Source organism: Jatrophihabitans sp. sgz311053 (assembly GCF_056135305.1).
In genome coordinates, this window is sequence record NZ_JBWAXP010000002.1 from 738,549 (window position 1) to 763,476 (window position 24,928).

General features: G+C 71.6%; 24 protein-coding genes. 19 read left to right on the plus strand and 5 right to left on the minus strand.

The features are described from left to right. Positions 1 to 4: 4 nt before the first annotated feature. Entirely contained in the window at positions 5 to 1,159 is a 1,155-nt protein-coding gene (glgA, locus tag AC0NZQ_RS12395) for a glycogen synthase (protein ID WP_474530149.1), read from the minus strand. 78 nt (positions 1,160 to 1,237) lie between these two features. Here glgA and AC0NZQ_RS12400 point away from each other — a divergent pair, with 78 nt between their 5' ends. From AC0NZQ_RS12400 to AC0NZQ_RS12425, 6 genes are all read left to right on the plus strand, one after another. Next, a complete protein-coding gene (locus AC0NZQ_RS12400; RefSeq protein ID WP_474530150.1) occupies positions 1,238 to 2,098 on the plus strand; it encodes a hypothetical protein in 861 nt (286 codons plus the stop codon). 47 nt (positions 2,099 to 2,145) lie between these two features. After that, a complete protein-coding gene (gene glgC / locus AC0NZQ_RS12405; RefSeq protein WP_474530151.1) occupies positions 2,146 to 3,366 on the plus strand; it encodes a glucose-1-phosphate adenylyltransferase in 1,221 nt (406 codons plus the stop codon). A gap of 139 nt (positions 3,367 to 3,505) precedes the next feature. Further along, a complete protein-coding gene (locus AC0NZQ_RS12410; protein WP_474530152.1) occupies positions 3,506 to 4,426 on the plus strand; it encodes an ABC transporter substrate-binding protein in 921 nt (306 codons plus the stop codon). A 4-nt stretch (positions 4,427 to 4,430) separates the two neighbouring features. Further along, a complete protein-coding gene (locus AC0NZQ_RS12415; RefSeq protein WP_474530153.1) occupies positions 4,431 to 5,390 on the plus strand; it encodes an amino acid ABC transporter permease in 960 nt (319 codons plus the stop codon). Then, positions 5,383 to 6,171: an amino acid ABC transporter ATP-binding protein gene (locus AC0NZQ_RS12420; RefSeq protein ID WP_474530154.1), complete on the plus strand. Its 789-nt coding sequence runs from the start codon at positions 5,383 to 5,385 to the stop codon at positions 6,169 to 6,171. The genes AC0NZQ_RS12415 and AC0NZQ_RS12420 overlap by 8 nt, the downstream gene beginning before the upstream one ends. Beyond that, entirely contained in the window at positions 6,168 to 7,289 is a 1,122-nt protein-coding gene (locus tag AC0NZQ_RS12425; RefSeq protein WP_474530155.1) for an NAD(P)/FAD-dependent oxidoreductase, read from the plus strand. Before AC0NZQ_RS12420 ends, AC0NZQ_RS12425 begins: the two co-directional genes overlap by 4 nt. Here the strand turns inward: AC0NZQ_RS12425 and AC0NZQ_RS12430 are convergent. After that, positions 7,283 to 7,597, minus strand: a complete 315-nt coding sequence (locus tag AC0NZQ_RS12430) for a hypothetical protein (RefSeq protein WP_474530156.1) — start codon at positions 7,595 to 7,597, stop codon at positions 7,283 to 7,285. The genes AC0NZQ_RS12425 and AC0NZQ_RS12430 overlap by 7 nt on opposite strands. Before the next feature lie 137 nt (positions 7,598 to 7,734). On the opposite strand from AC0NZQ_RS12430, the gene AC0NZQ_RS12435 reads away from it, so the two are divergent. From AC0NZQ_RS12435 to AC0NZQ_RS12465, 7 genes are all read left to right on the plus strand, one after another. Then, entirely contained in the window at positions 7,735 to 10,542 is a 2,808-nt protein-coding gene (locus AC0NZQ_RS12435; protein ID WP_474530157.1) for an FAD-binding and (Fe-S)-binding domain-containing protein, read from the plus strand. Between the two features lie 263 nt (positions 10,543 to 10,805). Further along, positions 10,806 to 11,921, plus strand: a complete 1,116-nt coding sequence (locus tag AC0NZQ_RS12440) for an aminotransferase class I/II-fold pyridoxal phosphate-dependent enzyme (protein ID WP_474530158.1) — start codon at positions 10,806 to 10,808, stop codon at positions 11,919 to 11,921. Positions 11,922 to 11,964: 43 nt separating this feature from the next. Beyond that, complete coding sequence (locus AC0NZQ_RS12445; RefSeq protein WP_474530159.1) at positions 11,965 to 13,539, plus strand: circularly permuted type 2 ATP-grasp protein; 1,575 nt, start codon at positions 11,965 to 11,967, stop codon at positions 13,537 to 13,539. Continuing rightward, entirely contained in the window at positions 13,539 to 14,462 is a 924-nt protein-coding gene (locus AC0NZQ_RS12450; RefSeq protein ID WP_474530160.1) for an alpha-E domain-containing protein, read from the plus strand. Before AC0NZQ_RS12445 ends, AC0NZQ_RS12450 begins: the two co-directional genes overlap by 1 nt. Positions 14,463 to 14,544: 82 nt before the next feature. Continuing rightward, positions 14,545 to 15,393, plus strand: a complete 849-nt coding sequence (locus AC0NZQ_RS12455; RefSeq protein WP_474530161.1) for a transglutaminase family protein — start codon at positions 14,545 to 14,547, stop codon at positions 15,391 to 15,393. A gap of 120 nt (positions 15,394 to 15,513) precedes the next feature. After that, positions 15,514 to 15,687 (plus strand): CsbD family protein, encoded by a 174-nt coding sequence (locus AC0NZQ_RS12460; RefSeq protein ID WP_474530162.1) that lies wholly within the window; start codon positions 15,514 to 15,516, stop codon positions 15,685 to 15,687. A 69-nt stretch (positions 15,688 to 15,756) separates the two neighbouring features. Further along, positions 15,757 to 16,224 (plus strand): pyridoxamine 5'-phosphate oxidase family protein, encoded by a 468-nt coding sequence (locus AC0NZQ_RS12465; protein ID WP_474530163.1) that lies wholly within the window; start codon positions 15,757 to 15,759, stop codon positions 16,222 to 16,224. Positions 16,225 to 16,283: 59 nt separating this feature from the next. Here the strand turns inward: AC0NZQ_RS12465 and AC0NZQ_RS12470 are convergent, their stop codons facing one another. Continuing rightward, positions 16,284 to 17,846 carry a hypothetical protein gene (locus AC0NZQ_RS12470; RefSeq protein ID WP_474530164.1) on the minus strand — a complete coding sequence of 521 codons (1,563 nt, stop codon included), beginning with the start codon at positions 17,844 to 17,846 and terminating at the stop codon, positions 16,284 to 16,286. A gap of 126 nt (positions 17,847 to 17,972) precedes the next feature. Then, a complete protein-coding gene (gene amaB / locus AC0NZQ_RS12475) occupies positions 17,973 to 19,505 on the minus strand; it encodes an L-piperidine-6-carboxylate dehydrogenase (protein ID WP_474530165.1) in 1,533 nt (510 codons plus the stop codon). A gap of 54 nt (positions 19,506 to 19,559) precedes the next feature. On the opposite strand from amaB, the gene AC0NZQ_RS12480 reads away from it, so the two are divergent. Further along, positions 19,560 to 20,558, plus strand: a complete 999-nt coding sequence (locus tag AC0NZQ_RS12480) for a LysR family transcriptional regulator (RefSeq protein ID WP_474530166.1) — start codon at positions 19,560 to 19,562, stop codon at positions 20,556 to 20,558. A gap of 127 nt (positions 20,559 to 20,685) precedes the next feature. Beyond that, complete coding sequence (locus tag AC0NZQ_RS12485) at positions 20,686 to 20,934, plus strand: WhiB family transcriptional regulator (protein WP_474531384.1); 249 nt, start codon at positions 20,686 to 20,688, stop codon at positions 20,932 to 20,934. Positions 20,935 to 21,092: 158 nt separating this feature from the next. Here the strand turns inward: AC0NZQ_RS12485 and AC0NZQ_RS12490 are convergent, their stop codons facing one another. Then, positions 21,093 to 21,557, minus strand: a complete 465-nt coding sequence (locus AC0NZQ_RS12490; RefSeq protein ID WP_474530167.1) for a metallopeptidase family protein — start codon at positions 21,555 to 21,557, stop codon at positions 21,093 to 21,095. A 220-nt stretch (positions 21,558 to 21,777) separates the two neighbouring features. On the opposite strand from AC0NZQ_RS12490, the gene AC0NZQ_RS12495 reads away from it, so the two are divergent. From AC0NZQ_RS12495 to AC0NZQ_RS12510, 4 genes are read left to right on the plus strand one after another with little or no spacing between them, the layout of a single operon-like run. Further along, positions 21,778 to 22,128, plus strand: coding sequence for a DUF3499 domain-containing protein (locus tag AC0NZQ_RS12495; protein ID WP_474530168.1), 351 nt, complete (start codon positions 21,778 to 21,780; stop codon positions 22,126 to 22,128). Positions 22,129 to 22,148: 20 nt separating this feature from the next. Next, positions 22,149 to 23,528 (plus strand): phosphomannomutase/phosphoglucomutase, encoded by a 1,380-nt coding sequence (locus AC0NZQ_RS12500; protein WP_474530169.1) that lies wholly within the window; start codon positions 22,149 to 22,151, stop codon positions 23,526 to 23,528. Further along, positions 23,525 to 23,743, plus strand: coding sequence for a Trm112 family protein (locus tag AC0NZQ_RS12505; protein WP_474530170.1), 219 nt, complete (start codon positions 23,525 to 23,527; stop codon positions 23,741 to 23,743). Before AC0NZQ_RS12500 ends, AC0NZQ_RS12505 begins: the two co-directional genes overlap by 4 nt. After that, positions 23,740 to 24,891 (plus strand): SIS domain-containing protein, encoded by a 1,152-nt coding sequence (locus tag AC0NZQ_RS12510; protein ID WP_474530171.1) that lies wholly within the window; start codon positions 23,740 to 23,742, stop codon positions 24,889 to 24,891. The genes AC0NZQ_RS12505 and AC0NZQ_RS12510 overlap by 4 nt, the downstream gene beginning before the upstream one ends. The last annotated feature ends 37 nt before the right edge of the window (positions 24,892 to 24,928 follow it).

Here is a 24,928-nt window from a genome sequence, read left to right on the forward strand (position 1 = left end):
CGCCTCAGGCGAGCAGCGACTCGTAGAGCTCGACCGTGCGGTGCGCGATGGCGTCCCAGCCGAACTCGCGCACCGCACGCTCGCGTCCGGCCAGCCCCATCGCGGCGGCGCGGTCGGGGTCGTTGCAGAGCTGGTTGACGGCCTGCGCCAGTCCCGCCTCGAACTCGGCCTCGCTGACGGCGTGGTACGGGACGAGGATGCCGGTGCTGCCGTCGGCCACCACCTCCGGAATGCCGCCGACGGCGCTGGCGACCACGGCGGTCTGGCAGGCCATCGCCTCGAGGTTGACGATGCCCAGCGGCTCGTACACCGACGGGCAGACGAAGACGGTGGCGTGGGTGAGCAGCTGGGTGACCTGGTCGCGGGGCAGCATCTCCCGGACCCAGATCACCCCGCTGCGCGACCCGGCCAGCGACGTCACCGCGGCCTCGGTCTCGGCCGCGATCTCGGCGGTGTCCGGAGCGCCGGCGCAGAGCACCAGCTGGATCTCCGGATCGAAGTGCGCCGCCGCGCGCACCAGGTGCGCCAGCCCCTTCTGCCGGGTGATCCGCCCGACGAAGACGACGTAGGGCCGGCTCCGGTCGATGCCGTGGGCGTCGAGCGCGTCGTCACTGCCGGCCGGGGCGTAGAGCGACGTGTCGATCCCGTTGTGGATCACGTGCACCCTCGCCGGATCCACGAACGGGTAGGCGTCCAGTACGTCGGCGCGCATCCCGTAGGAGACCGCGACGATCGCGTCGGCGGTCTCGTAGGCCTGCCGTTCGGCCCACGACGAGATCCGGTAGCCGCCGCCAAGCTGCTCGGCCTTCCAGGGCCGCTGCGGCTCCAGCGAGTGCGCGCTCAGCACGTGGGGCACACCGTGCAGCTGCGAGCCGAGGACGCCGGCGAGGTTGGCGTACCAGGTGTGGGAGTGCAGGACGTCGGCCTCGCCGACGCCGGCGGCGATCTCCAGGTCGGTGCCGAGGGTCTGCAGCGCGGCGTTGGCGCCCGCCAGCCCCGGCGGTGTCCGGTACGCCGTGGCGTCGGCGCGGGGTGCGCCGAAGCAGTGGACGTCCACCTCGACCAGGCGCCGCAGCTCGCGGACGAGGAACTCCACGTGGACTCCCGCGCCGCCGTAGACCTCGGGCGGGTACTCGCGGGACAGCACGGCGACTCGCATGCCCCGCACTCTAGGCCGACCGCCTCGCGACAGCTGCCGTTCACCACCGCGCCACGTGCCACCGCCACAGTCACCGTCATGCGCCGAGTTGCCGCCTTTGCCGCCTTCACCCTCGTTGCCGCCGGGACCGCTGCCGCCTTCGCGGGGTCGGCGACATCCGCCGCCGCGGACGCCAACGCCGACCCGACCTACGAGGTGAAGATCGACCTGACGAGTGCGGCGCTGACGTCAGCCGGCGCGCCCACCTCGGCCGTGCTCAGCGCCTTCGGGCTCGGCTCGACCGGGGCCAAGCGCAGCTACGAGTACCTCGACACCTCGAACCTGGACCTCAACGGTCAGGGCTGGGACGTCCGCATCCGCCACAAGTCCGGCAAGGACCTCGAGCTCTCCTACAAGAAGCGCTTCGCGGTGAACGGTGACGACGAGGCCGCCGTGGACGACGCCCTCGACACCGCCAACGCGGCGGGCTTCGACGCCTCGGACACCAACTACGACGCCGAGGTCGACTGGGGCTACTCCAAGCAGACCCTGAGCTTCAGCAACGAGAAGACGGCCTCGGCCAAGAACTACTCCGGCACCTCGTTGCCGAGCGGCAGCACCGCCGTGAACCTGGGCGTGAGCAACTGCCCCGGCAAGCTCGAGGACTGGAGCGGGAAGAACTGGGGCACCGACCAGCTGCAGAGCTCACGGGTCCACGGGCCGGTCACCTCCACCGTCTGGTCGGGCAGCTACGACGGGCAGGACGCCTCGCTGGAGGTGCTGCCGGTGAAGACGAGCGACGGCAGCGGCACCGAACGGGTCGTGGAGTTCTCGGTGAAGGTCGACGACCGGGCCACCGCCGCGGACGTCCGCTCCGATGCGATCTCGCTCGCCGACTCGCACGGCTGGCTGCTGCACGGCGACGTCCTCAAGACGCAGCTGGTGCTGACCCGCTACTGAGTGTGCTGCCGCACACGCGCCTGACGCCGTGCGGTTAGGGTGACGTCATGGCGCGCGAGCCCCGGGTCCTCGGCATCGTCCTGGCTGGCGGTGAGGGCAAGCGACTGTGGCCTCTCACCGCCGACAGGGCCAAGCCGGCCGTCCCGTTCGGGGGCAACTACCGACTCATCGACTTCGTCCTCTCGAACCTGGTCAACGCCGGGTACCTGCGGCTCTGCGTGCTGACCCAGTACAAGTCGCACTCGCTGGACCGGCACGTCACGCAGACCTGGCGACTGTCGAACATGCTGGGCAACTACGTCACGACGGTGCCGGCGCAGCAGCGGCTCGGGCCGCGGTGGTACACCGGCAGCGCGGACGCCATCCTGCAGTCGGCGAACCTCATCTACGACGACCGTCCCGACTACATCATCGTCTTCGGCGCCGATCACGTGTACCGGATGGATCCGCGGCAGATGGTCGAGCAGCACATCGCCACCGGTGCGGGCGCCACCGTGGCGGGGATCCGCGTCCCGCGGGCCGAGGCCAGTGCCTTCGGCGTCATCGACGCCAACTCCGACGGCCGCGTCCTGGACTTCCTGGAGAAGCCGGCCGACCCGCCCGGCCTGCCGGACAACCCGGACCAGACCTACGCCTCGATGGGCAACTACGTCTTCACCACCGAGGCACTGCTCGACGCCCTGAAAGAGGACGCCGACGACGAGGGTTCCGTCCACGACATGGGCGGCAACATCATGCCGATGATGGTCAAGCGCGGCGAGGCGTACGTGTACGACTTCGCCGACAACGACGTCCCCGGCGCGACCGAGCGCGACCACGGCTACTGGCGCGACGTGGGGACGATCGACGCCTACTACGACGCGCACATGGACCTCGTCGCCGTCCACCCGATCTTCAACCTCTACAACCAGCAGTGGCCGCTGTTCACCCACCATCCGCAGCTGGCGCCGGCCAAGTTCGTCGAGGGCGGGATCGCGCAGGAGTCGATCATCGGCGCGGGCGCGATCGTCGCCGGCGCCACCGTGCGCGGCAGCGTCGTGGCCAAGAACGTGCGGCTGTCGGCGGGTGCCTACGTCGAGGGCTCCGTGCTCATGGACGGTGTCAAGATCGGTCGCGGTGCCGTCGTCCGCAAGGCGATCCTCGACAAGGACGTCATCGTCCCGGAGGGCGCGCACATCGGTCTGGAACCGGATCTGGACCGGCAGCGGTACCACGTCTCCGAGGGGGGCGTGGTGGTTCTCGGCAAGGCCCAGGAGGCCCTGCCTTAAGGCGTCGGTGGTCCCGTGTCGGAGACGTTCCTGAGGGGACGTCCACGCCGACGTCACGGTTTCGTTGCCGCCCCGCACATTCCCGTTCGGGAAAGCTAGGGTGCAGGCACCGCTGATCCCGCTCGCTCGAGGAGATTCTGTGCCGACCCGCACTCGCACGTTCACCACCCTGCTCGGCCTCGCGGCCGCCTCCGCCCTGGCCCTCACCGGCTGCGGCTCCGGCAAGACCGTGGACGACTCGGGCAAGAAGGCCTCGGTCAGCGTCAGCAAGGACGAGAGCCTCAACGCGCAGCTGCCGGCCGGTAAGCGGACGACGCTGGTCATGGCGACCGACCCGTCCTACCCGCCGATCGAGTTCGCGAAGTCCGGCGGTGGTTACCAGGGCTTCGACATCGATCTCGCCAACGCCCTCGGCAAGGTCCTCGGCGTCAAGATCGACATCCAGAAGGCGCAGTTCGACGGCATCCTCGCCGGCATCAACTCCAAGCGCTACGACTTCGCCATGTCCGCCTTCACCGACAACACCGAGCGGGAGAAGGGCAACGACTTCGTCACCTACTTCAAGGCCGGCACCTCGATCGGCGTGAAGAAGGGGAACCCGAAGAAGATCGCCAAGCAGAGCGACCTCTGCGGCCTCACCGTCGCCGCCGAGAAGGGCACCATCCAGGCCACGGCGCTGACGCAGAAGACCGCCGAAGGCGCGATCACCCTGCTCGGCCAGTGCCTCAAGGACGGCAAGGCCGCTCCGAAGCCGCTGCTGCTGCCCACGCAGTCGGACGTCGACAACGCGGTGGTCGCGGGCCGCGCGGACGCCTTCACCGGTGACACCCCGGTCGTCGGCTACCAGGGCAAGCTCAAGGACGGGCAGATCGAGGTCGCGGGCGAGACCACCGACGTCGGCCCCTACGGCATCGCCTTCGCCAAGGGCAGCCCGCTGGCGCCGGTCTTTCAGAAGGCCGTCACCAAGCTGATGCAGGACGGCACCTACACCAAGATCATCAAGACGTGGGGTCTCGAGGCGGGCGCGGTCACCGAGTCCAAGATCAACGACGCGGGCTGACCGGGTGAGCACGACCGACGCGGCGGCCGCCGAGCCGCCGGCGGAGGAGCTCGTCGTCAAGCCACTGCGGCACCCGCTGCGGTGGCTCGGTGTCGCCGTCGTCGCTGTCCTGGCGGCGATGCTGATCCACTCGCTGATCGCCAACCCGGCATGGCGCTGGGACTACGTCCGGGGTTACTTCACTGCCGACCAGATCTTCTCCGGGATCTGGCTGACCCTGCAGCTCACCGTGCTCTCGATGGTGATCGGCATCGTGCTCGGCATCCTGCTGGCCATCATGCGGATGTCCGGCAACCCCGTGCTGGCAGCGGCGGCCTGGCTCTACACCTGGTTCTTCCGGGGTACGCCGGTCCTCGTCCAGCTCTTCTTCTGGTTCGCCATCACCCTGCTCTTCAGCAACCTCTCGGTCGGCATCCCGTTCGGGCCGACGTTCCACACCTGGGACACCAACGAGCTCATCACGCCGTTCGTGGCCGGTGTCCTCGGGCTCGGCCTCAACGAGGCGGCGTACATGTCCGAGATCGCGCGGGCCGGCCTGCTGTCGGTGGGGCAGGGGCAGTCCGAGGCGGCCGCCGCGCTCGGCATGGGGCGGGGCCTGGCCATGCGCCGCATCATCCTGCCGCAGGCCATGCGCGTCATCATCCCGCCGACCGGCAACGAGGTGATCTCGATGCTCAAGACCACCTCGCTGGTCGGCGTGATCGGCCTGCTCGAGCTCACCGGCGAGGCGCAGCAGCTCTACAGCAACAACACCTTCCTGCAGATCCCGCTCCTCGTGGTCGCCAGCATCTGGTACCTGATCATGACCTCGATCCTGTCGGTGGGGCAGTACTTCCTGGAGCGCCGCTACGGCCGCGGAGTGCGCCGGCCCGCCGTCGCCGACCGGCCGTGGCAGCGTGTGGTCGCCGGCATGCGCGCGCAGCGCAGCAGCGAGTCGAGTGTGGGGGGTGGGGTCAATGGCTGACGTCGACGCGGGCGCAACGCCCGAGCCGCTGGTCGTGGCCGAGGGCGTCCACAAGTCCTTCGGACCGGTGAAGGTGCTGCAGGGTATCGACCTGCGGGTCGAGGCCGGTCAGGTCATGTGCGTGATCGGGCCGTCCGGCTCGGGCAAGTCGACCTTCATCCGCTGCATCAACCACCTGGAGAAGATCGACCGCGGCAAGCTGCTCGTCAACGGACATCTGGTCGGCTACCGCCGGGTGGGAAACAAGCTGCACGAGCTGCGCGAGTCCGAGGTCGCCCGGCAGCGGCGCGACGTCGGCATGGTCTTCCAGCAGTTCAACCTCTTCCCGCACATGACCGCGCTGCAGAACATCATCGAGGCGCCGACCAAGGTGAAGGGCGTCAGCCGCAGGGAAGCGGTGGCCGAGGCGGAGACGCTGCTCGACCGGGTGGGCCTCGCCGACAAGGCGAAGTCCTACCCCGGCCAGCTCTCCGGCGGCCAGCAGCAGCGCGTCGCCATCGCCCGGGCGCTGGCCATGAAGCCCAAGCTGATGCTCTTCGACGAGCCGACGTCCGCGCTGGACCCCGAGCTCGTCGGCGAGGTCCTGGACGTCATGAAGCAGCTGGCCAAGGATGGCATGACCATGGTCGTGGTGACCCACGAGATGGGTTTCGCCCGCGAGGTCGGTGACCAGCTGATCTTCATGGACGGTGGTGTCGTCGTCGAGCAGGGCGATCCCCGCGAGGTGATCACCAACCCGCAGCACGAGCGGACGAAGGCGTTCCTCTCCAAGGTGTTATGACCGTCGGCTGGGACGTCCACGACGTCGTCACCGGGTGGCCCGGCCTCGCTCCGCTCTCCGGTGACGTCTCGGCGGATGTCTGCGTGGTGGGGCTCGGTGCCTCCGGGCTGGCGGCGATCGAGACGGCGCGCGAGCGCGGGCTGTCGGTGGTGGGGCTCGACGCCGGACGGGTGGCGGCGGGTGCGGCCGGCCGCAACGGGGGTTTCCTGCTCGGCGGGCCCGCCCCCTTCCTCCACGAAGCGCTGGTGCGGTGGGGGCCGCCGGCGTTGGCGCTGTACCGGGCCACGCTGGTCGAACTCGACCGGCTGGTGGAGCTGCTGCCCGGCGTCGTCCGGCGTACCGGGTCGATCCGGCTCGCCGGCTGGCCCGGAGCGCCGGACCCGGCCGAGGAGGCCGACTGTTGCGTCCACGTGGCGGCGCTGCGCGAGCACGGCATCGCCGTCGAGTGGTACGACGGGCCGCTCGGCACCGGTGTCTTCCTACCCGACGACGCCGTCATGAACCCCGCGGCGCGGGCGCTGCTGCTGGCGCGGCGGGCCGCGGCGGCCGGGGCGCTGCTGCACGAGCAGACGCCGGTGACGTCGGTGGCTCCCGGCCGCATTACCACGGCGCACGGCACCGTGAGCTGCGGTGCCGTGGTCGTCGCCGTGGACGGCCGGCTGCCGAACCTGCTGCCGCAGCTCGCCGACCGCGTGCGGACGGCGCGGCTGCAGATGCTCGCCACCGAGCCGGTGCCGCGGGTGCTGGACTGCGCCGTCTACGGCCGGTGGGGTTACGACTACGTCCAGCAGGACGAGGCCGGGCGGCTGCTCGCCGGTGGTGGTCGCGACCGGTTCGTCGAGCAGGAGTGGAGCGAGCAGGCCGAGCCGTCGGAGCCGGTGCAGCGTCACATCGAGTCGGCTGTCGCCGCCCTCGCCCCCGTCCGGGTGAGCCATCGCTGGGCGGCCTCGGTGGGGTTCACCGGTGACGGTCGGCCGGTCTGCGCCGAGGTGGCCGAGCGCGTCGTCGGTGTCGGCGGCTACAGCGGCACCGGCAACCTCGTGGGTCCGGTCGCGGCACGCGCCGCGCTGGACCTCGCCCTCGACGGCACCGCGCCGCCGGCGTGGGCGTCTCAGTAACTGCCCGAGACGACCCGCCGCGACCCGCCGGACCAGCTGTCGGTGACGGCGGATGCGGGGGCGGCGGTCGCCCGACTGCCCGCCACGGAGGCGACGCCGGTCCCGGTGGGGGACCAGAGCGCGGCGGCGAGCACGGCCGTCATCGAGGTCACGGCCAGACCGATCCGGCGCCGGCGTGGCGACGTCACGCTCGCCCGGTGCGGCGCGCGCCGGGCCGGTGCCGTCGCGGGACGGTTCGGCGGAGGCAGCGTCACCGAGCGGACGCCCACGGTGAGCGCGGTGCTGACGGGGGTGAGGGTGCTGGTCACGATGTCCTCCTGAGGTGTGGAACCCGACAGGCACGAGCCTCGCGCCGGGGACGTCATGCCCACCCCCGGACGGCGTCAAGGTGTCGTCATGGCCACCTGGGAAGCCGCTGGGCCCCGGCGGTCTGGACAATGGGCGCATGACGCTCGTCGAACCCCGTCCGCTGACCGAGGCGCTGCGCCGGGCCGGGCTGACGGAGGTCGACGACGGCAACCGCCGCCGTGCCGAGTACGCCACCGACGCCTCCAACTACCGCGTCGTCCCGCAGGTCGTCGCCTACCCCCGGCACGCCGACGAGGTGATCGCCGCCGTCGCCGCAGCGACCTCGCTGGGCGTCCCGGTGACCACCCGCGGTGGCGGGACCTCCACGGCCGGGAACTCGATCGGCACCGGCCTGGTGCTGGACTTCTCGCGGCACCTCAACCACGTGCTCGCCGTCGACGCCGAGGCGCGGACGGCCCGGGTCGAGCCGGGCGCCATCCTCGACTCGATCACCCTGGCTGCGGCGCCGCACGGGCTGCGCTACGGTCCGGACCCCTCCACCCACGCCCGCGCCACCATCGGCGGCTCCATCGGCAACAACGCCTGCGGGCCGCGGGCGCTGAGCTACGGCCGAACCGCCGACAACGTCGTCGCCCTCGAGGTCCTCACCGCCGGCGGCGACCGGTTCGAGGCGCGACGCTTCGGCCGGGACGGGCTGACCGGGCCGCTGCTCGGCGGCCTCGACGCCCTCGTCCGCGACAACCTCGGCGTCATCCGCACCGAGTTCGGCCGCTTCACCCGGCAGGTGTCGGGGTACTCGTTGGAGCACCTGCTGCCCGAGAACGGCCACGACGTGGGCCGCTTCCTCGCCGGCACCGAGGGAACGCTCGCCGTCCTGCTCGGCGCGACCGTCCGGCTCGTCGAGTCGCCCAAGGCGGTCGCCCTCTGCGTCCTCGGTTACGCCGACATGCCCGCCGCGGCCGACGCCGTCCCCGGCCTGCTCCCGCACGGCATGGTCGCCCTGGAAGGCATGGACGGCCGGCTCGTCGACGTCGTCCGCAGCCGGCGCGGCGAGGCTGCCGTGCCGGATCTCCCGCGCGGTGCGGGCTGGCTCTTCGTGGAGACGGCAGGCGAGACGGAGGCCGAGGCGGTCGCCAACGCGGAGAAGCTGGTCGCCGACGCCGACTGCCTGGACCATGCCGTCGTCACCGGTGCCACCGCCCGCGCGCTGTGGCGCATCCGCGAGGACGGCGCCGGCCTCGGCGGGCGCACCCCCGCCGGCGAGCCGGCCTGGCCCGGCTGGGAGGACGCCGCCGTCCCGCCGGAACGGCTCGGCACGTACCTGCGCGAGTTCGACGCGCTGATGGCGCAGCACCGACTCGACGGCCTCACCTACGGCCATTTCGGCGACGGCTGCGTCCACGTCCGCATCGACTTCCCCTTCACGTCGAGGCCGTCGGCCTACGCCGAGTTCGTCCGGGAGGCGGCCGTCCTCGTCGGCTCGCACGGTGGGTCGCTCTCCGGGGAGCACGGTGACGGCCGAGCCCGGGGTGACCTGCTGCGGCACATGTACACCCCCGAGGCGATCGCGCTCTTCGGCAAGGTCAAGCGGCTCTTCGACCCGCAGAACCTGCTCAACCCCGGCGTGATCGTCGACCCGGCCCCGGTCGACGCCGACCTGCGCGTTCCTGCCGCCCGGCCGCTCAAGCACGGGCTGGCCTTCGCCTACGCCAAGGACGGCGGCGACCTGTCGACCGCGGTCCACCGCTGCACCGGCGTGGGCAAGTGCCGCGCCGACACCACCGCGGCCGGCGGCGTGATGTGCCCGTCCTACCTCGCCACCCGCGACGAGAAGGACTCCACCCGGGCGCGGTCGCGGGTGCTGCAGGAGCTCGCCAACGGCGAGCTGGTGAAGGGCTTCGCCGCCAAGGAGCTCGAAGAGTCCCTGGACCTCTGCCTCTCCTGCAAGGGCTGCTCGTCGGACTGCCCCGCCGGCGTCGACATGGCCACCTACAAGTCCGAGGTGCTGCACCAGAAGTACAGGCGCAGGCTGCGTCCGGCCTCGCATTACGCCCTCGGCATGCTGCCGCGCTGGGCCCGCCTTGCCTCGTTCGTGCCGTGGTTGGCCAACGCGACGCTGCGGCCGAAGCTGGTCGCGCGCATCGCCAAGCGCCTCGCCGGCGTCGACCAGCGCCGCGATCTGCCCGTCTTCACCGGCCGTCGCTTCCGCCGTCGCTTCCGCGATGTCGGGACGGGGACGCCGGTGCTGCTGTGGGTGGACACCTTCACCGAGCATTTCAGCCCCGAGGTGGGGGAGGCGGCGGTCCGGGTGCTCGCCGCGGCCGGGTATCGGCCGCACGTGGTGCAGAAGCCGGTCTGCTGTGGCCTCACCTGGATCTCGACCGGGCAGCTGGACGGTGCCAAGCGACAGTTGCTGCGCTCGCTGGATGCCCTCGACGAGGCGATCCGCGAAGGCTGGCCCATCGTCGGGCTGGAGCCCTCGTGCACCGCGGTGCTACGCCACGACCTGGCCGGGCTGCTGCCAGACGACCCGCGGACGGCCAAGGTCACGGCGCAGACCAGGACGCTGGCCGAGCTGCTGGCCGCCACGCCGGGCTGGACCCCGCCGCGCCTCGACGGGACCACCGCTGTCGCGCAGCCCCACTGCCACCAGCACGCCGTCATGGGCTGGCAGGCCGACGCCGCCCTGCTGGCCGGGGCCGGCGCCGAGGTGACAGCCGTCGGTGGCTGCTGCGGGTTGGCCGGGAACTTCGGCGTGGAGCGCGGCCACTACGACGTCTCGGTTGCCGTGGCCGAGACCGCGCTGCTGCCCGCGGTGCGCGCCGCCGGGCCGGACGCGACCGTCCTGGCCGACGGGTTCAGCTGCCGTACCCAGCTCGAGCAGCTCGGCCGGGTGCAGGGACGTCATCTGGCCCAGCTGCTGGACGACCACCTGCCACGCTGAGAGCGGTTGGCCCCATGCCAGCGCGGTTGGCCCCATGCCAGCGCGGTTGGCCCCATGCCAGCGCGGTTGGCCCCATGCCAGCGCGGTGCGCGGCCGTTCGTCACCGCGCGCGCGTGGGGCCAACCCCGACGGAGCCGCGCGCGTAGGGCCAACCCCGGCGGAGCCGGGCGCGACCCTGCTCCGGCGGACGCGGCGGACACGCCGTTCGTGCGGCTGCCCTGCCGCCACGCACGCCAGCGGAGCCGCCTGGCTAGGTTAAGGACATGGCAGGCGGAGACGACGAAGACGAGGCACCCGGATTCGTCCCGCCGCCCTACCCCTACGAGCGGCTCGGCGAGATCATCGCGCTGGCCTCGGCTCACGAGGGTGGGGCGGTGGATCTCTCCATCGGGACGCCCTGCGATCCCGCGCCGGCGGCCGTCGTCGCGGCGCTGAGTGCCGGTGACACCGCGCGCGGTTACCCGCCGTCCATCGGCACCCCCGCGCTCCGGCAGGCAGCGGCATCCTGGATCGACCGCCGGCTCGGCGCGCATGTCGATCCCGACGCCGAGGTGGCCGCCTGCGTCGGCACGAAGGAGTTCGTCGCCTCGCTGCCGCAGTACCTGCGGCTGCGCGACCCGTACCACGACACCGTGCTCTACCCGGCGATCAGCTACCCGACCTACGAGATGGGGGCGACGTTGGCCGGCTGCCGCGCCGTGCCCTACCTGCAGCTCGACGACATCAGCGACGACGACGCCGCGCGGGCGCTGTGCCTCTGGGTCAACTCACCGGCCAACCCCACCGGCGAGCTCGCCGATCTCGGCACCGCCGCGAGCTGGGGACGGGTCCGTGGCATCCCCGTGATCAGCGACGAGTGCTACGCCGAGTTCACCTGGGCCACGCCGGCGACGACGATCCTGCGCCACGGCACCGGCGGCGTGCTCGCCCTCCACTCGCTGTCCAAGCGCGACAACTTCGCCGGCGCGCGGATCGGCTTCTACGCCGGCGACCCCGGACTCGTCCACTACCTGCGTGAGGTGCGCAAGCACGCCGGTCTCATGCCGCCCGGACCGGTGCAGGCGGCGGCTGTCCTCGCCCTCGGCGACGACGAGCACGTCGAGTACCAGCGCGCCCGTTACCTCTCGCGGCTGCACCGCCTGGCCGGCCTCCTCACGAAGGCCGGCTACCCGGCCACGCTCCCGGACGGTGCCTTCTACCTCTGGTGCGAGGCCCCCACCGGTGACGCGTGGGACGCCGCCCGCGACCTCGCCACCACCGTGGGCATCGTCGTCTCGCCGGGGGAGTTCTACGGCCCCCACGGACGGGCACACTTCCGTGTCGCGGCAGTGCAGCCCGACGATCGGATCGAGCTCGTCGCCAGCCGGATTGGCGCCTGACCGCAGCCACGACGGCCCTCTCAACCCCAGGAGCCACCGCACGATGACGAGCACCGCCGACGACCTGTTCGAGAAGTACGCCCTCGGCGCGGCCTGGGACGAGATGATCGCCGCCGACCGCACCACCCGCGCGCCGTACCGGATGCTGCACGAGTCGCTGCAGCGCAGCGGTGCCGGCGAGCTCCGGGCCGGCGTCGACGCGCTCGCCCGGGCCTACCTGAACCAGGGCGTCACCTTCGATGTCGGCGGCGAGGAGCGCCCCTTCCCGCTGGACATCGTCCCGCGGGTGATCGACGACGAGAGCTGGTCGACGATCGAGGCCGGGGTCCGGCAGCGGGTGCGGGCCCTGGAGGCCTTCCTCGCCGACGTCTACGGCAGTCGCCGCGTGGTCGCCGACGGCGTCGTCCCGCGCAGCGTGATCACCTCCTCCAGCCACTTCCACCGGGCCGCCTACGGCATCGAGCCCCCCAACGGTGTCCGCGTCCATGTCGGCGGCATCGACCTCATCCGCGACGAGCAGGGCGACTTCCGCGTCCTCGAGGACAACGTCCGGGTGCCCTCCGGCGTCAGCTACGTGCTGGCCAACCGTGCGGCGATGCGGCAGCAGTGGACCGACGTGCTGTCCAAGGTGCGGCTGCGTCCGGTCTCGCACTACCCGCAGCGGCTACTCGCCGCGTTGCGCGCCGCGGCACCGGCCGGGGTCGCCGACCCCAACGTCGTCGTCCTCACCCCCGGCGTCTACAACAGCGCCTACTTCGAGCACGCCTGGCTGGCCCGCGCCATGGGCGTCGAGCTCGTCGAGGGACGCGACCTCGTCTGCTCCGGCGGTGTGGTCCGGATGCGGGACACCTCCGGCGAGCGGCGGGTGGACGTCATCTACCGCCGCGTCGACGACGACTTCCTCGATCCCGTGCAGTTCCGCTCCGACTCGATGCTCGGCTGCCCCGGCCTGCTCACCGCCGCCCGCGCCGGCAACGTGACGATCGCCAACGCCGTCGGCAACGGCGTCGCCGACGACAAGCTGATCTACACCTACCTGCCCGACCTCATCCGCTACTACCTCTCCGAGGAGCCGGTCCTCAAGAACGTGGACACCTGGCGCCTGGAGGACGACGGCGCGCTGGAAGAGGTCCTGGACCGCCTAGACGAGCTCGTCGTCAAGCCGGTCGACGGGGCCGGCGGCAAGGGTCTGGTCATCGGCCCGCAGGCGAGCAAGGACGAACTCGAGGCGCTGCGCAAGCGGTTGATCGTCGATCCGCGCGGCTGGATCGCGCAGCCGGTGGTCCAGCTCTCCACCGTCCCGACGCTCATCGGCGACAGCATCGCTCCCCGCCACGTCGACCTGCGGCCGTTCGCGGTCAACGACGGCGACGACGTCTGGGTGCTGCCCGGCGGCCTCACCCGGGTCGCGCTGCCGGAGGGATCCCTGGTCGTGAACTCAAGCCAGGGCGGCGGCTCGAAGGACACCTGGGTGCTCGCCGGGGAACGGCACAAGCCCGCGGTCCGGACCGTCACCAAGTCCCACGCCGAGCACGGCCCGCTGCCGGCCGTCGAGTCGGCCATCGACATGGAGATCAGACAGCAACAGATGCAGCAGCAGCAGGAAGGTCCCGCCTGATGTTGAGCCGGATCGCGGAATCGCTGTACTGGATCGGCCGCTACGTCGAGCGGGCCGAGGACACCTCCCGGATCGTGGACGTCCACCTGAGCCTGCTGCTGGACGACCCGTGGGCGCCCGAGGACGTCGTCTGCGCGTCGCTGCTCTCGGCCATGGGCCACGACCCGCAGGGGACGGTCCGGCGCGAGGAGGTGCTGGAGACGCTCGTCTTCGACACCACCACGCCGGCAGCCGTCCTCGGCGCCCTCGGCGCGGCCCGCGAGAACGGCCGCCGGTCGCGGGAGGTGGTCTCCTCCGAGCTCTGGGAGACGATCAACGTCACCTGGCACGAGGCCAACCGGCCGACCCGCCGCACCTATCCGTTCCCGTTCCTCACCTGGGTCCGGGAGCGGACCGCGGCCTTCAACGGCGTGGCCGACAGCACGCTGTCCCGTGACGAGGCCTTCCACTTCCTGGTGCTGGGACGCAGCATCGAGCGCGCCGACATGATCGCTCGGCTCGCCGCCGCCCGGGCGCTGGCCGGCGACGCCGGGCCGTCCTGGGTGACGCTGCTGCAGAGCTGCGGGGCCTATCAGGCCTTCCTGCGCAGCGCCCGCGGTGCGGTGGACGAACGCCGCTCGGCGGAGTTCCTGCTGCTGGATCCGCTCTTCCCGCGCTCGCTGATGAGCGCGCTCGTGGTGGCGGAGAAGTCGTTGGACAAGCTCGCCGTCCGGCACGGCGACGACCAGCGCAGCCGCGCCGGTCAGGCACACCGGGTGCTCGGCATGATCCGCTCCGAGCTGGAGTTCGCGCCGCCGGCCGAGCTGCTGGACGACGTCTACCAGGTGATGGAGCGGGTGCAGAGCGCCTGCTCGCTGGCCAGCGACGCCGTGGCGCAGCGTTACTTCCCGCGCAGCGTCGTCACCTCGTGGATGGCGAGCTGATGACCAGCGAGGCCCGTCGGGTGACAACCCGGCACCGCGTGCACCCTGCCTCGTGCGCGCCCGGATCGACGCGAGGACGCCCATGAGTGCCAGGTACCGCATCGTTCACACCTCGCACTACGAGTACGACCGCAGCGTCGCAGCGTCCTTCAACGAGGCCCGGCTGACGCCGGCGCAGACGCCGTGGCAGGCCCGGTTGGAGTCCACGCTGCAGGTGGATCCCTCGACGTGGCACTACCGCTTCACCGACTACTGGGGCAACGAGGTCCGGGTCTTCGAGGCCAACGGCGCGCACCGTGCCCTCGAGGTCCGGGCCGTCAGCCTCGTCGAGATCGACGCTGCCCGCCGGCCGCAGCCGCGCCCGGTCAGCTGGAGCGACCTGCGCGCGCCCGAGGTCCTCGACGAGCAGGTCGAGTACCTCACGCAGACGACGATGACGACCCCGGCCGACGAGCTCGCCGACCTGGCGACATCCCTGGCCGCGGACAACGAGCCGGGCGAGGCCGCTCGCCTCATCTGCGACGCCGTCCACGACGCGCTCACCTACGTCCCCGGCGCCACCGAGGTGCACACCACCGCCGCCGAGGCCTGGGGCGCCCGCAGTGGCGTCTGCCAGGACTACGCCCACCTCGTGGTGGGGGCGCTGCGGCACGTCGGACTGCCGGCGCGCTACGTCTCGGGCTACCTGCACCCGGCGACCGAGCCGGTCGTCGGCGAGACCGCCCAGGGCGAGAGCCACGCCTGGGTCGAGGCCTGGCTGGGGGAGTGGACCGCCTTCGATCCGACCAACCGCTCCGAGGTCGCCGAGCGGCACGTCATGATCGGCGCCGGCCGGGACTACGGTGACGTCCCGCCCATCAAGGGCATCGTGGCCGGACCGCACCGGACCAACAGCCTCGGCGTGACCGTGCACCTCACCAGGCTCGCCTGAGCCGGCGACGGTGGCGGGCCGGCGCAGCTGTGACCCCGCCGTGTCGCCGGGCGGCCGGGGTTACCGCAGTCGGGCGGCGGGTAGGCCCTCTGCGTCAGGCAACCACGCCAAGGAGTGACGATGAGCGCTACGGACAAGATCAAGAACGCGGTCGAGGACCTCGAGGGCAAGGCCAAGGAAGCTCTCGGCAAGGTCACCGGCGACAAGGACACCGAGGCCGAGGGCAAGACCGATCAGTCCAAGGCCAGCCTCAAGAACGCCGGCGAGAACGTGAAGGACGCCTTCAAGAACTGACGGTTCGATGTCGACGGAGCCCCGAGCAGCCGCTCGGGGCTCCGTCGCGTCTGTCGGTAGGTTCGCGTCATGACTGAGCTGACCCCGCAGAAGCGCGGCCGCAAGATCAGCATGACCACCGACGAGCGCGACGCCTTCCTCGCCGAGCAGCGGACCTGCCGTGTCGCGACCGTCGGGCCGAGCGGCCCGCATGCGACCCCGCTCTGGTTCGCCTGGGACGCCGGCGCGCTGTGGCTGTACTCGATCGTGCGGAGCAAGCGCTGGTCCGACCTGCAGCGTGACCCCCGCATCGGGGCGGTGGTGGACGCCGGCGAGGAGTACTTCGACCTCCGCGGCGTCGAGATCACCGGAACCGTTGAGGTCGTCGGCGAGGTGCCGCGGACCGACGCCCCCGACGAGCTGCTCGTCGGGGCCGAGGCCGAGTTCAGTCGCAAGTACCTCGACGGCAACGGCATGTTCCACGACGGCAAGCACGGCTGGCTCAAGGTGACGCCCAGCAAGATCGTCAGCTGGGACTTCCGCAAACTCGGTGCCTGACGCACGGCGGGCGGCGCGCGGTGACCCGCGCGCCGCCCGTCGGACGAGAGACAGCCGCGTTACTTGCCGATCGCCGCTTCCAGGGCCGGCTGGCCGATGCTCTGGATGTCGCTGATCGTGGTGTAGGCCGTCTTGACGAAGTCCCCGGCGGACTTCGCCGACTGGAAGTCCAGCGTATTGCCCGCGGCCGACAGTCCCGCGTTGGCGAGGAACGGCACGATCACGTCGAACGCCTTCGTGATCGGGTGGTTGTCGTTGTTCAGGGCGTCGATCTGCTCCTTGAGCTTCGGGCCGTTCTTCTCGAAGCGGTCGGCCTGCCCCATGACCGTGCTGGTCTTCGTCAGCACCTTGTCCAGCTCGTCGCGCGTCTTGAGGAGGTCGTTGTAGACGCGCTTGGCAGTGGCGCCGTCGGCGTTGGCCAGCTTCTTCTCCAGCTTGGCCATCTCCTCCAGGATCCTGGTGACCCGGCCGCTCAACTTCGCGCCGTTGAGGACGACGCCGGCGACCTTGTTGTCCCAGAGCTCATAGTTCTCGGTGACCTTCGGCAGCGTCGCGAGGTAGGGCACGTTCGTGCCGAGGATGGTCTTCAGGATGGTGCCCGTGATCTCGCCCTGCACCTGGTTCGAGCGCTGCAGCTGACCCTGCGCGTCGTAGTAGTTCTTCTGCAGCGTCTCCACGTCCTTGGCGAGCTGCTTGCCGACGGTGTCGGCCTCGATGACCAGGTCGTAGAACTGCTTGGCGATGTCGGCGGTGCCACGGATGATGCCGACGATCGAGATCGCGAGGCTAGCGCCGCCGCTGCCGGCCAGCGAGGCCGCGGAGAGAGCGACGGACACCGTGCCCTGCGTGATCTTGAGGCCCGCCTTGATCCGGTAGCTGTTGTACTGCTTGTTCTTCTTCTTGAAGTCCTCGAATACCGCCTCCGGAACCTTCTGCAGCTCGACCTGGGCCTTCTTGACCTGGTCGACGGCGAAGGTCTCCAGGTTCTTCCTCGCCGCATCGATCTTGTCGGCGGGCTGCGTGTTGCTGCCGGCGTCGACCTTGCTGATGTACTGCACGATCGACTGCGCGGTCTTGACCGTGACGTTCTTCGCCTCGTCCACCATCCGCTGCTGGAAGAAGGGGCCGTCGTCCTCCTTCTGCAGGATCTCGAAGGTGTTCGTGTCGATCTCCAGGGAGACGTCCCAGCCCTTGATGCCGGTGATCCACTTGGCCTTCGAGTCCGCGGCCACCAGCTTGGCGATGCTCATGCCGAAGATGACGCGCGGCGGACCCCCCGCGGCGGCCTTGAGCATCGGCGGGCCCGCCTTGGCGCGATCGGCGGACTTCTTCTGCTCGGCGACGAGCAGCTTCTCCATGTTCATCAGTGCGGTGATGGTCTCGGCGTGCAGCGTCTTGTTCGCCTTGGCGCGGGCGGCGGCCATGGTCTTGGCGGCCTCACTGATCGCCTTCTGGACGGGCTTCTCGTCCTCGGCGGGCGAGTTGCCCTTGAAGGCCTTGTCGAGCGCCATCTCGTAGTTGGCGAGGGACTGGCCGACGCCGGTCTTGAGCAGCGTCTTGGCCTTGTTCTTGTCCCACCAGACTTTTCTGAGTTCCGGTTTGGCGGCGGTGGTCTTGTCCACGATGTCTTCTCCACGATGCGATGAATGGGGCGCGCGCCGGGGCGACGTTCGGCCGGCGACCCGGATGCTTTCAGCTCGTGAAGCGGACGTGAAGGACCAAAGGGACCTTATCCGGACCGGAATTCGTCAGCCGAACTCGACGCCCTGAGCCAAGGGCAGTTCGGTGGAGTAGTTGACGGTGTTGGTCGTCCGGCGCATGTACGCGCGCCAGGCGTCCGAACCGGACTCGCGGCCGCCGCCGGTCTCCTTCTCCCCGCCGAAGGCGCCGCCGATCTCGGCGCCGGAGGGGCCGATGTTGACGTTGGCGATGCCGCAGTCGGAGCCCGCGGCCGAGACGAAGCGCTCGGCCTCCCGGACGTTCATGGTGAAGATCGCCGACGACAGCCCCTGCGGGACGTCGTTGTGCATCGCCAGCGCCTCGTCGAAGTTGTCGTACGTCATGACGTAGAGGATCGGCGCGAAGGTCTCGGCCTGCACGATCTCCGACTGCGTCGGCATCCGGACCAGCGCCGGCTGCACGTAGTAGGCCTCGCCCGCCTCGTCGGCGAGCACGCGCTCACCACCGGCGAGCAGGGTGCCGCCGTTGGCCCGCGCCCTCTCCAACGCCTCGGCGTAACCCCGGTAGGAGGATTCGTCCACCAGCGGACCGACGAGGGTGCCGTCGGCCAGCGGGGAACCGATGGGCAGCGTGGCGTAGGCGGCGGCGATGCGGTCGCAGAGCTCGTCGGCCAGCGAGCGGTGGACGATGACCCGTCGCAGTGTGGTGCAGCGCTGGCCGGCGGTGCCGGCGGCGGAGAAGACGATGCCGCGGACGGTGAGGTCCAGGTCGGCCGACGGCGTCACGATCGCGGCGTTGTTGCCGCCGAGCTCGAGCAGCAGCTTTCCGAAGCGGGACGCCACCCGGGGCGCGACCTCGCGTCCCATGCGGGTGGAGCCGGTGGCGCTGACGAGGGCGACGCGAGCGTCGTCGACCAGCGCCTCACCGACCTCGACGCCGCCGAGGACGACGGTGGAGAGGTGGGCCGGCGCGCCCACGCGGCGGGCGGCCTCGTCGAAGAGGGCCTGGCAGGCGAGCGCGGTGAGGACGGTCTTGTCCGACGGCTTCCAGACGACCGGGTCGCCGCAGACGAAGGCCAGCGCGGCATTCCAGGACCAGACCGCGACGGGGAAGTTGAAGGCGCTGATGACACCGACGACACCCAGCGGGTGCCACTGCTCCATCATCCGGTGACCGGGTCGCTCCGAGGCGATGGTGAGGCCGTGCAGCTGCCGCGACAGGCCGACGGCCAGGTCGCAGATGTCGATCATCTCCTGGACCTCGCCGAGGCCCTCCGAGCGGATCTTGCCGGCCTCGATCGACACCAGGGCGCCGAGATCGTCCTTGTGCTCGCGCAGCAGGTTGCCGAGCTCGCGCACCAGGTTGCCGCGGACCGGCGCGGGCACCTCGCGCCAGGTCAGGAACGCCTCGTGGGCGGCGGCGACAGCCTCGGTGACCTGGGCCGGGGTGTGTGCGGCGACGCGGCCGAGTTCCCCGCCGGTGATGGGGGAGCGGGCCGCGAGCGTGCCAGCCGGATCGAGGGCGGTGACGCCGAGGCGGTCGAGCACCGCCAGGGTCTGCTCGCCGAGCTCGGCATGCGTGGGCAGCGCGGTCGGCGCCATGGCAACTCCTTCGTCGAACTGATGTCCTGCAAGCCTATGGCGTAAGTTTGGCTAATGGCTCAGCAACCCGCCCCGGCGCCCCGGCTCGATGTCGGTCGGCTGCGGCTGCTGCACGAGGTCGGGCTCCGCGGGTCGATCGCGGCGGCGGCCCGAGCCGTCGGTGTCACCGCGTCGGCCGTGTCGCAGCAGCTCTCGGCCCTGGAACGGGAGACCGGCACGTCGCTGCTGGTGCGCTCGGCGCGGGGGGTGGAGCTGACCGCGGCCGGGCGGCTGCTCGCCGATCGCGCCGGTCAGGTTCTCGACCTGATCGCCGTTGCCGGCGCGGAGCTGGACCAGCTCGGCGACAGGCTGGCCGGCCGGGTGCGGGTCGCGGCGGTGGCGAGTGCTGCGGCCAGCTTCGTCAGCGACGCCGTGACGGCGCTGCGCGACACCGCGCCGGGGGTGGAGGTGGCCGTCCTGGCCGTCGAGCCCGATCGCGGCATCGGGCTGCTGCTCACCGGTGACGCGGATGTCGCCGTGGTCGACGAGTACGACTACGTCCCGCTCGCCCTGCCCGGCGGCGCCGTGGTCTCGGAACTCGTCGTGGACCCCCTCGTCCTCGTGCTGCCGGCGACCACCTCCTCGCGGCGACTGCGTGGCCTCGCCGACCTCGCCGACGCCTCGTGGGTCATGCCTCCCGAGGATGCCGCCTGTGGCCGCGCCGTCAGGGCCTACTGCCGGACGGCGGGTTTCGAGCCGAGGGTCCGCTGGGAGACCGACGACATGCTGCTGCTCGGCCATGCCGTCGCCGCGGGGCACGGGGTGGCCGTCCTGCCGCGCCGTTCCGTCTTCGCCGCCGCCGGGGTCCGGGTGCAGCCGCTGCCGGCCCCCGCCCCGACCCGTCGACTGCTCGCGGTGGCCCGCCCCGTCGTCGCAGCGCGACCGGCGACGGCGGCGGTGCTCACCGCCTTGAGCGCCGCGATCACCGAGCAGTCACCGCCCAAGGTCCCGGTTGCGGGGCCCGAGTCGGACATTGCCCGCGTGTCGCGCCGAATTACCAGCCCCTCCGCTTGACAGCCCGTAACGACACACGTGTAATTTCAACAGTGTCACCACGACCATGCCGACGCTCCCCACAAGCGTTCCCCACCCCCCACGGAGGCACCCCGTGACAGAACTCGACGCCACGACCGACCCCGAGCTGCTGGCCGACATCTTCGGCCTGCCCGAGGAGGCCAGCTGGCAGGAGCGCTCCCTCTGCGCTCAGACCGACCCCGAGGCGTTCTTCCCCGAGAAGGGCGGCTCGACCCGCGAGGCCAAGAAGATCTGCGTCGGCTGCGAGGTGCGCTCCGAGTGCCTCGAGTACGCCCTCGCCCACGACGAGCGTTTCGGCATCTGGGGCGGGATGTCCGAGCGGGAGCGCCGTCGCCTCAAGCGCCGCGTCGTCTGACGGCGCACGCGAAGCCGACGTCTCGCCCGTGGGGGGTCGAGACGTCCCACTGCGCAGCGTTCGCGCCGGCGCAGCCAGGGCTCACCCTGTGGGGACAGGGTGAGCCCTTCGCGTTAAGCAGGATCGCCGGACGTCGAGCGCTGCGGCTGACGAACGTGCTACTGCGGGTCGATCTCGTCGATGTCCTTGCCGAGATACTCGGCGACCAGGTCCACCACGACCATGAAGACGAGGTCCGAGCAGTCCTCCCGGTCGGCGGCGCGAGCCTCGACGGGGCGGCGGTACACCACGATCACCGGCTGTCGGATGTCGGCGAGGCCGTCGCGGAACAGCTGACCCAGCACGACACCACGGTCGACGACGGTGTCGTTGCCATAGTCCAGCCGTAGCCCGTCGCCGGGTGGGACGTCCTCGACGGCGAACTCCAGGCCGGCCAGCTCGCTGGCCCAGTGCTGCTCGAGCTCGTCGACCGCGGCCACCACCAGATCGTCGAAGGACTCGCTGCGGGAGCGGTTGATCGGCACTCCGCGCGGGGCGAGGGTGCCGCGCAGACCACGGCCGCGGCGATCGCGTCGGCGTGGCGGACGTCCCCGCCGCACGCCGGTCCGCGTCTCGCTGCGCATGGCCTCAGCCTACGCAGGAGCCTCGCGGGGCCTGCTCCCTGCCGAGTGGTCGATTCTTGCGCTCAGTGGTCACCCCCGCCGCGACCACTCGGGGTGGATCTCGACCACTCGGCGGCGAAACCGGCGGCGCGACACGGCCGACCAAAGCGCGTGGACGGCGCCGGCGAGGGCTATCGTCCGGAGCTGTGACGAACGCGGGGGCCAGGGCGAGGGTGGCCACATGACACCTCGGCGCTGTACCCGAACCGGCTGCCCCCGAGCGGCCGTCGCGACGCTGACCTACGCCTACGCCGACCTCACCGCCGTCGTCGGGCCGCTCGCGACGTATCAGGAGCCGCACTCCTACGACCTCTGCGAAGAGCACGCCGTCCGGCTGACGGTGCCGCGCGGCTGGGAGGTCATGCGTCATGTCGGCGAGTTCCCCGCCCCGATCCCGCACGCCGACGACCTCGAGGCGCTGGCCGACGCGGTGCGCGAGGCGGCCCGCAGCGAGATCGCCCCGCGCGGTGACGCGACCGAATCCCTCACCGGACGTCGCGGTCACCTGCGGGTGGTGCCACCGCCGGCCTAAACCCCGCTAGGGTCGCAGGCGTGGATCTCTCCGCTCTGGTCAAGGCCTACGACGTCCGTGGCATCGTCCCGGATCAGCTCGACGAGAACATCGCGCGCGCCATCGGCGCCGCGTTCGTCGACGTCGTCGGCACCGAAAAGATCGTCACCGCCCACGACATGCGCGAGACCGGGCCCGGCCTGGCCCGTGCCTTCGCCCAGGGCGCCATGGCGCGGGGTGCCTCCGTCGTCGAGGCGGGGCTCTCGTCGACGGACATGCTCTACTTCGCCTCCGGCCATCTGAGCCTGCCCGGCGCGATGTTCACCGCGAGCCACAACCCGGCGAAGTACAACGGCATCAAGATGTGCCGGGCCAACGCCGTGGCCATCGGTCAGGACACCGGGCTGGCCGAGATCCGTGACCTGGCCGGTCGTTATCTGGACGAGGGCATCCCGGCCAGCGGCGCCGCCGAGGCCGGGACCGTCGCCAGCGAGCAGGTCGACCTGCTCGCCGACTACGCCCGCCACCTGCGCGGTCTCGTCGACCTGTCCGGCATCCGGCCGCTGAAGGTCGTCGTCGACGCCGGCAACGGCATGGGCGGCTACACCGTCCCCGCCGTCCTCGGCGACGCCGAGCTGCCGGCGCTGCCGCTGGAGATCGTCCCGCTGTACTTCGAGCTGGACGGCTCGTTCCCGAACCACGAGGCGAACCCGCTGGAGCCGGCCAACATCGTCGACCTGCAACAGCGGGTCGTGGCCGAGGGCGCCGATCTCGGCGTCGCCTTCGACGGGGACGCCGACCGTTGCTTCGTGGTGGACGCGGCGGGCGCCGCCGTCTCGCCGAGCGCGATCACCGCGCTGGTGGCCACCCGCGAGCTGGCCAAGTCGCCCGGCAGCGCGGTGATCCACAACCTCATCACCTCCCACGCCGTCCCCGAGATCGTCCGCGAGCACGGCGGCACGCCGATCCGCACCCGCGTCGGCCACTCCTTCATCAAGGCCGAGATGGCCAAGGAGGGCGCGGTCTTCGGCGGCGAGCACTCGGCGCACTACTACTTTCGCGACTTCTGGTTCGCCGACACCGGCATGCTCGCCGCGATGCACGTCCTCGCCGCCCTCGGCGAGCAGGACGGCACGCTGGCCGATCTGACCTCGGCCTTCGAGCGCTACGTCGCCTCCGGCGAGATCAACTCCACCGTCGACGACCAGGCCGGCCGGATCGCGGCCATCAGCGAGACCTTCGGCGAGCGCGCCAGCAGCATCGACGAGCTGGACGGTCTCACCGTCGAGCTCCCGGACGGCACCTGGTTCAACATCCGCGCCTCGAACACCGAGCCCCTGCTGCGCCTCAACGTCGAGGGTCCGGACGAGGCCTCGATGAGCCGCGTGCGGGACGAGGCGCTGGCGGTGATCCGCGGATGACCACGGTCGACTCGGAACTGCTGGAGCTGCTCGCCTGCCCCAGCGACGACCATCGGCCGCTGCGCCTGGCGGGCGAGGCGCTGGTCTGCACGTATTGCGCCAGCAGCTTCCGCATCGACGACGGCATCCCGGTGCTGCTGCTCGACGAGGCGACGCCCGGCCCGAACGGTGTCGGCCACGCCGCTACGCCGGACGCGCAGCCCGGCACCGCGTGAGCTTCGACGACGGTCTGCTCGACGAGCCCGCCCGGTTGGCGCGGGCCGACGGAACTCGCCTGCTCTGGTCGCTGGCCACCGCGGGTGCCCAGGTGCGTCGCGCGGCCGAGACCGAAGGCGACTTCGGAATCGACCGGCTCGGTGACGGACGTCCGCCCCGCGCCCTGCTGGTCGCCACCGACGGCGCGCCCGGCGTGGCCCGTCTCGTCACCAGGCTGAGCTGCTCGCGGGCGCCGGCCATGAGCTGGCACGGCGCCGAGCTGCCGCGGTGGGCCGGGCCGGCCGACGCGCTGCTCGTCGGCTCGGTGGACGGACGGCACCCCCGGCTGGCCGAACTGGTGACGCAGGGCGCGCGACGCGGGCTGGCCATGGCCGTCGTGGCGCCGGCGGGCAGCCAGGTCGCGGTCGCGGCCGGACGCGCGCCCGTCCACGAGCTGCCTCGCGACCTGCATCCCCGGGCCGCCCGCTGGTCGGTGCTCGCCCCGCTGCTGCAGGCCCTGGACGTGCTGCAGCTGGCCAGCATCGCGCGCGAGGTCCTCGTCGAGGTCGCCCGCGCCCTCGACGGCCAGGCCGAGGCCTGCCGGGCCGACGGCGACGCCTTCACCAACCCAGCCAAGGCCCTCGCCGCCGAGTTCGCCGAGACCCTGCCGCTGATCGTGGGGGCCGGAGCCCTCGCCGGGGTGGCGGCACGAGCTGTCAGCGACGCGCTGCAGCAGCTGAGCGGTGTGCCAGCGGTATCGGTCTCGCTGCCGGACGGCGTGGGGCGGGCCGGCGCACTGCTGCGCGGCAGCGGCGCGGCCGACGAGGCACGCGACATCTTCCGGGACCGGGTCGACGAGCCGGAGCCCGAGCGCCGGCCACGGCTGCTGCTCATCGGCGACGACGGCGACCCCGCCGACCCGCTGCTCGGTGAGCGCTCGGACGCGCAGATCCAGCTCGACGAGGTCGCCGCGCGCCGGGCGGCGCGTGCGCTGCGCGACCTGGCCGGTGCGACGGGCGTGCGCTCCTCGGGCGTGGACGTCCCGTCCGGCGATCCGCTGGCCCGCTTCGCCGCCGCCGTCGCCTTCGGCGACTTCACCGCCGCCTACCTCGCGCTGGGACGTGGCCTGGATCCCGGCGTCCCCGGCCCGGCCGAGCTGGACCACTGACCTTCCCGAACCACCCCCGACCCCCAAGGACGTGACC

What these genes read in the sequence shown, in the direction of transcription:
- glgA (WP_474530149.1), bottom strand. Translation starts at nt 1,159, where the DNA reads ATGCGAGTCGCCGTGCTGTCCCGCGAGTACCCGCCCGAGGTCTACGGC.
- AC0NZQ_RS12400 (WP_474530150.1), top strand. Translation starts at nt 1,238, where the DNA reads ATGCGCCGAGTTGCCGCCTTTGCCGCCTTCACCCTCGTTGCCGCCGGG.
- glgC (WP_474530151.1), top strand. Translation starts at nt 2,146, where the DNA reads ATGGCGCGCGAGCCCCGGGTCCTCGGCATCGTCCTGGCTGGCGGTGAG.
- AC0NZQ_RS12420 (WP_474530154.1), top strand. Translation starts at nt 5,383, where the DNA reads ATGGCTGACGTCGACGCGGGCGCAACGCCCGAGCCGCTGGTCGTGGCC.
- AC0NZQ_RS12425 (WP_474530155.1), top strand. Translation starts at nt 6,168, where the DNA reads ATGACCGTCGGCTGGGACGTCCACGACGTCGTCACCGGGTGGCCCGGC.
- AC0NZQ_RS12435 (WP_474530157.1), top strand. Translation starts at nt 7,735, where the DNA reads ATGACGCTCGTCGAACCCCGTCCGCTGACCGAGGCGCTGCGCCGGGCC.
- AC0NZQ_RS12440 (WP_474530158.1), top strand. Translation starts at nt 10,806, where the DNA reads ATGGCAGGCGGAGACGACGAAGACGAGGCACCCGGATTCGTCCCGCCG.
- AC0NZQ_RS12445 (WP_474530159.1), top strand. Translation starts at nt 11,965, where the DNA reads ATGACGAGCACCGCCGACGACCTGTTCGAGAAGTACGCCCTCGGCGCG.
- AC0NZQ_RS12450 (WP_474530160.1), top strand. Translation starts at nt 13,539, where the DNA reads ATGTTGAGCCGGATCGCGGAATCGCTGTACTGGATCGGCCGCTACGTC.
- AC0NZQ_RS12455 (WP_474530161.1), top strand. Translation starts at nt 14,545, where the DNA reads ATGAGTGCCAGGTACCGCATCGTTCACACCTCGCACTACGAGTACGAC.
- AC0NZQ_RS12460 (WP_474530162.1), top strand. Translation starts at nt 15,514, where the DNA reads ATGAGCGCTACGGACAAGATCAAGAACGCGGTCGAGGACCTCGAGGGC.
- AC0NZQ_RS12465 (WP_474530163.1), top strand. Translation starts at nt 15,757, where the DNA reads ATGACTGAGCTGACCCCGCAGAAGCGCGGCCGCAAGATCAGCATGACC.
- amaB (WP_474530165.1), bottom strand. Translation starts at nt 19,505, where the DNA reads ATGGCGCCGACCGCGCTGCCCACGCATGCCGAGCTCGGCGAGCAGACC.
- AC0NZQ_RS12480 (WP_474530166.1), top strand. Translation starts at nt 19,560, where the DNA reads ATGGCTCAGCAACCCGCCCCGGCGCCCCGGCTCGATGTCGGTCGGCTG.
- AC0NZQ_RS12490 (WP_474530167.1), bottom strand. Translation starts at nt 21,557, where the DNA reads ATGCGCAGCGAGACGCGGACCGGCGTGCGGCGGGGACGTCCGCCACGC.
- AC0NZQ_RS12495 (WP_474530168.1), top strand. Translation starts at nt 21,778, where the DNA reads ATGACACCTCGGCGCTGTACCCGAACCGGCTGCCCCCGAGCGGCCGTC.
- AC0NZQ_RS12505 (WP_474530170.1), top strand. Translation starts at nt 23,525, where the DNA reads ATGACCACGGTCGACTCGGAACTGCTGGAGCTGCTCGCCTGCCCCAGC.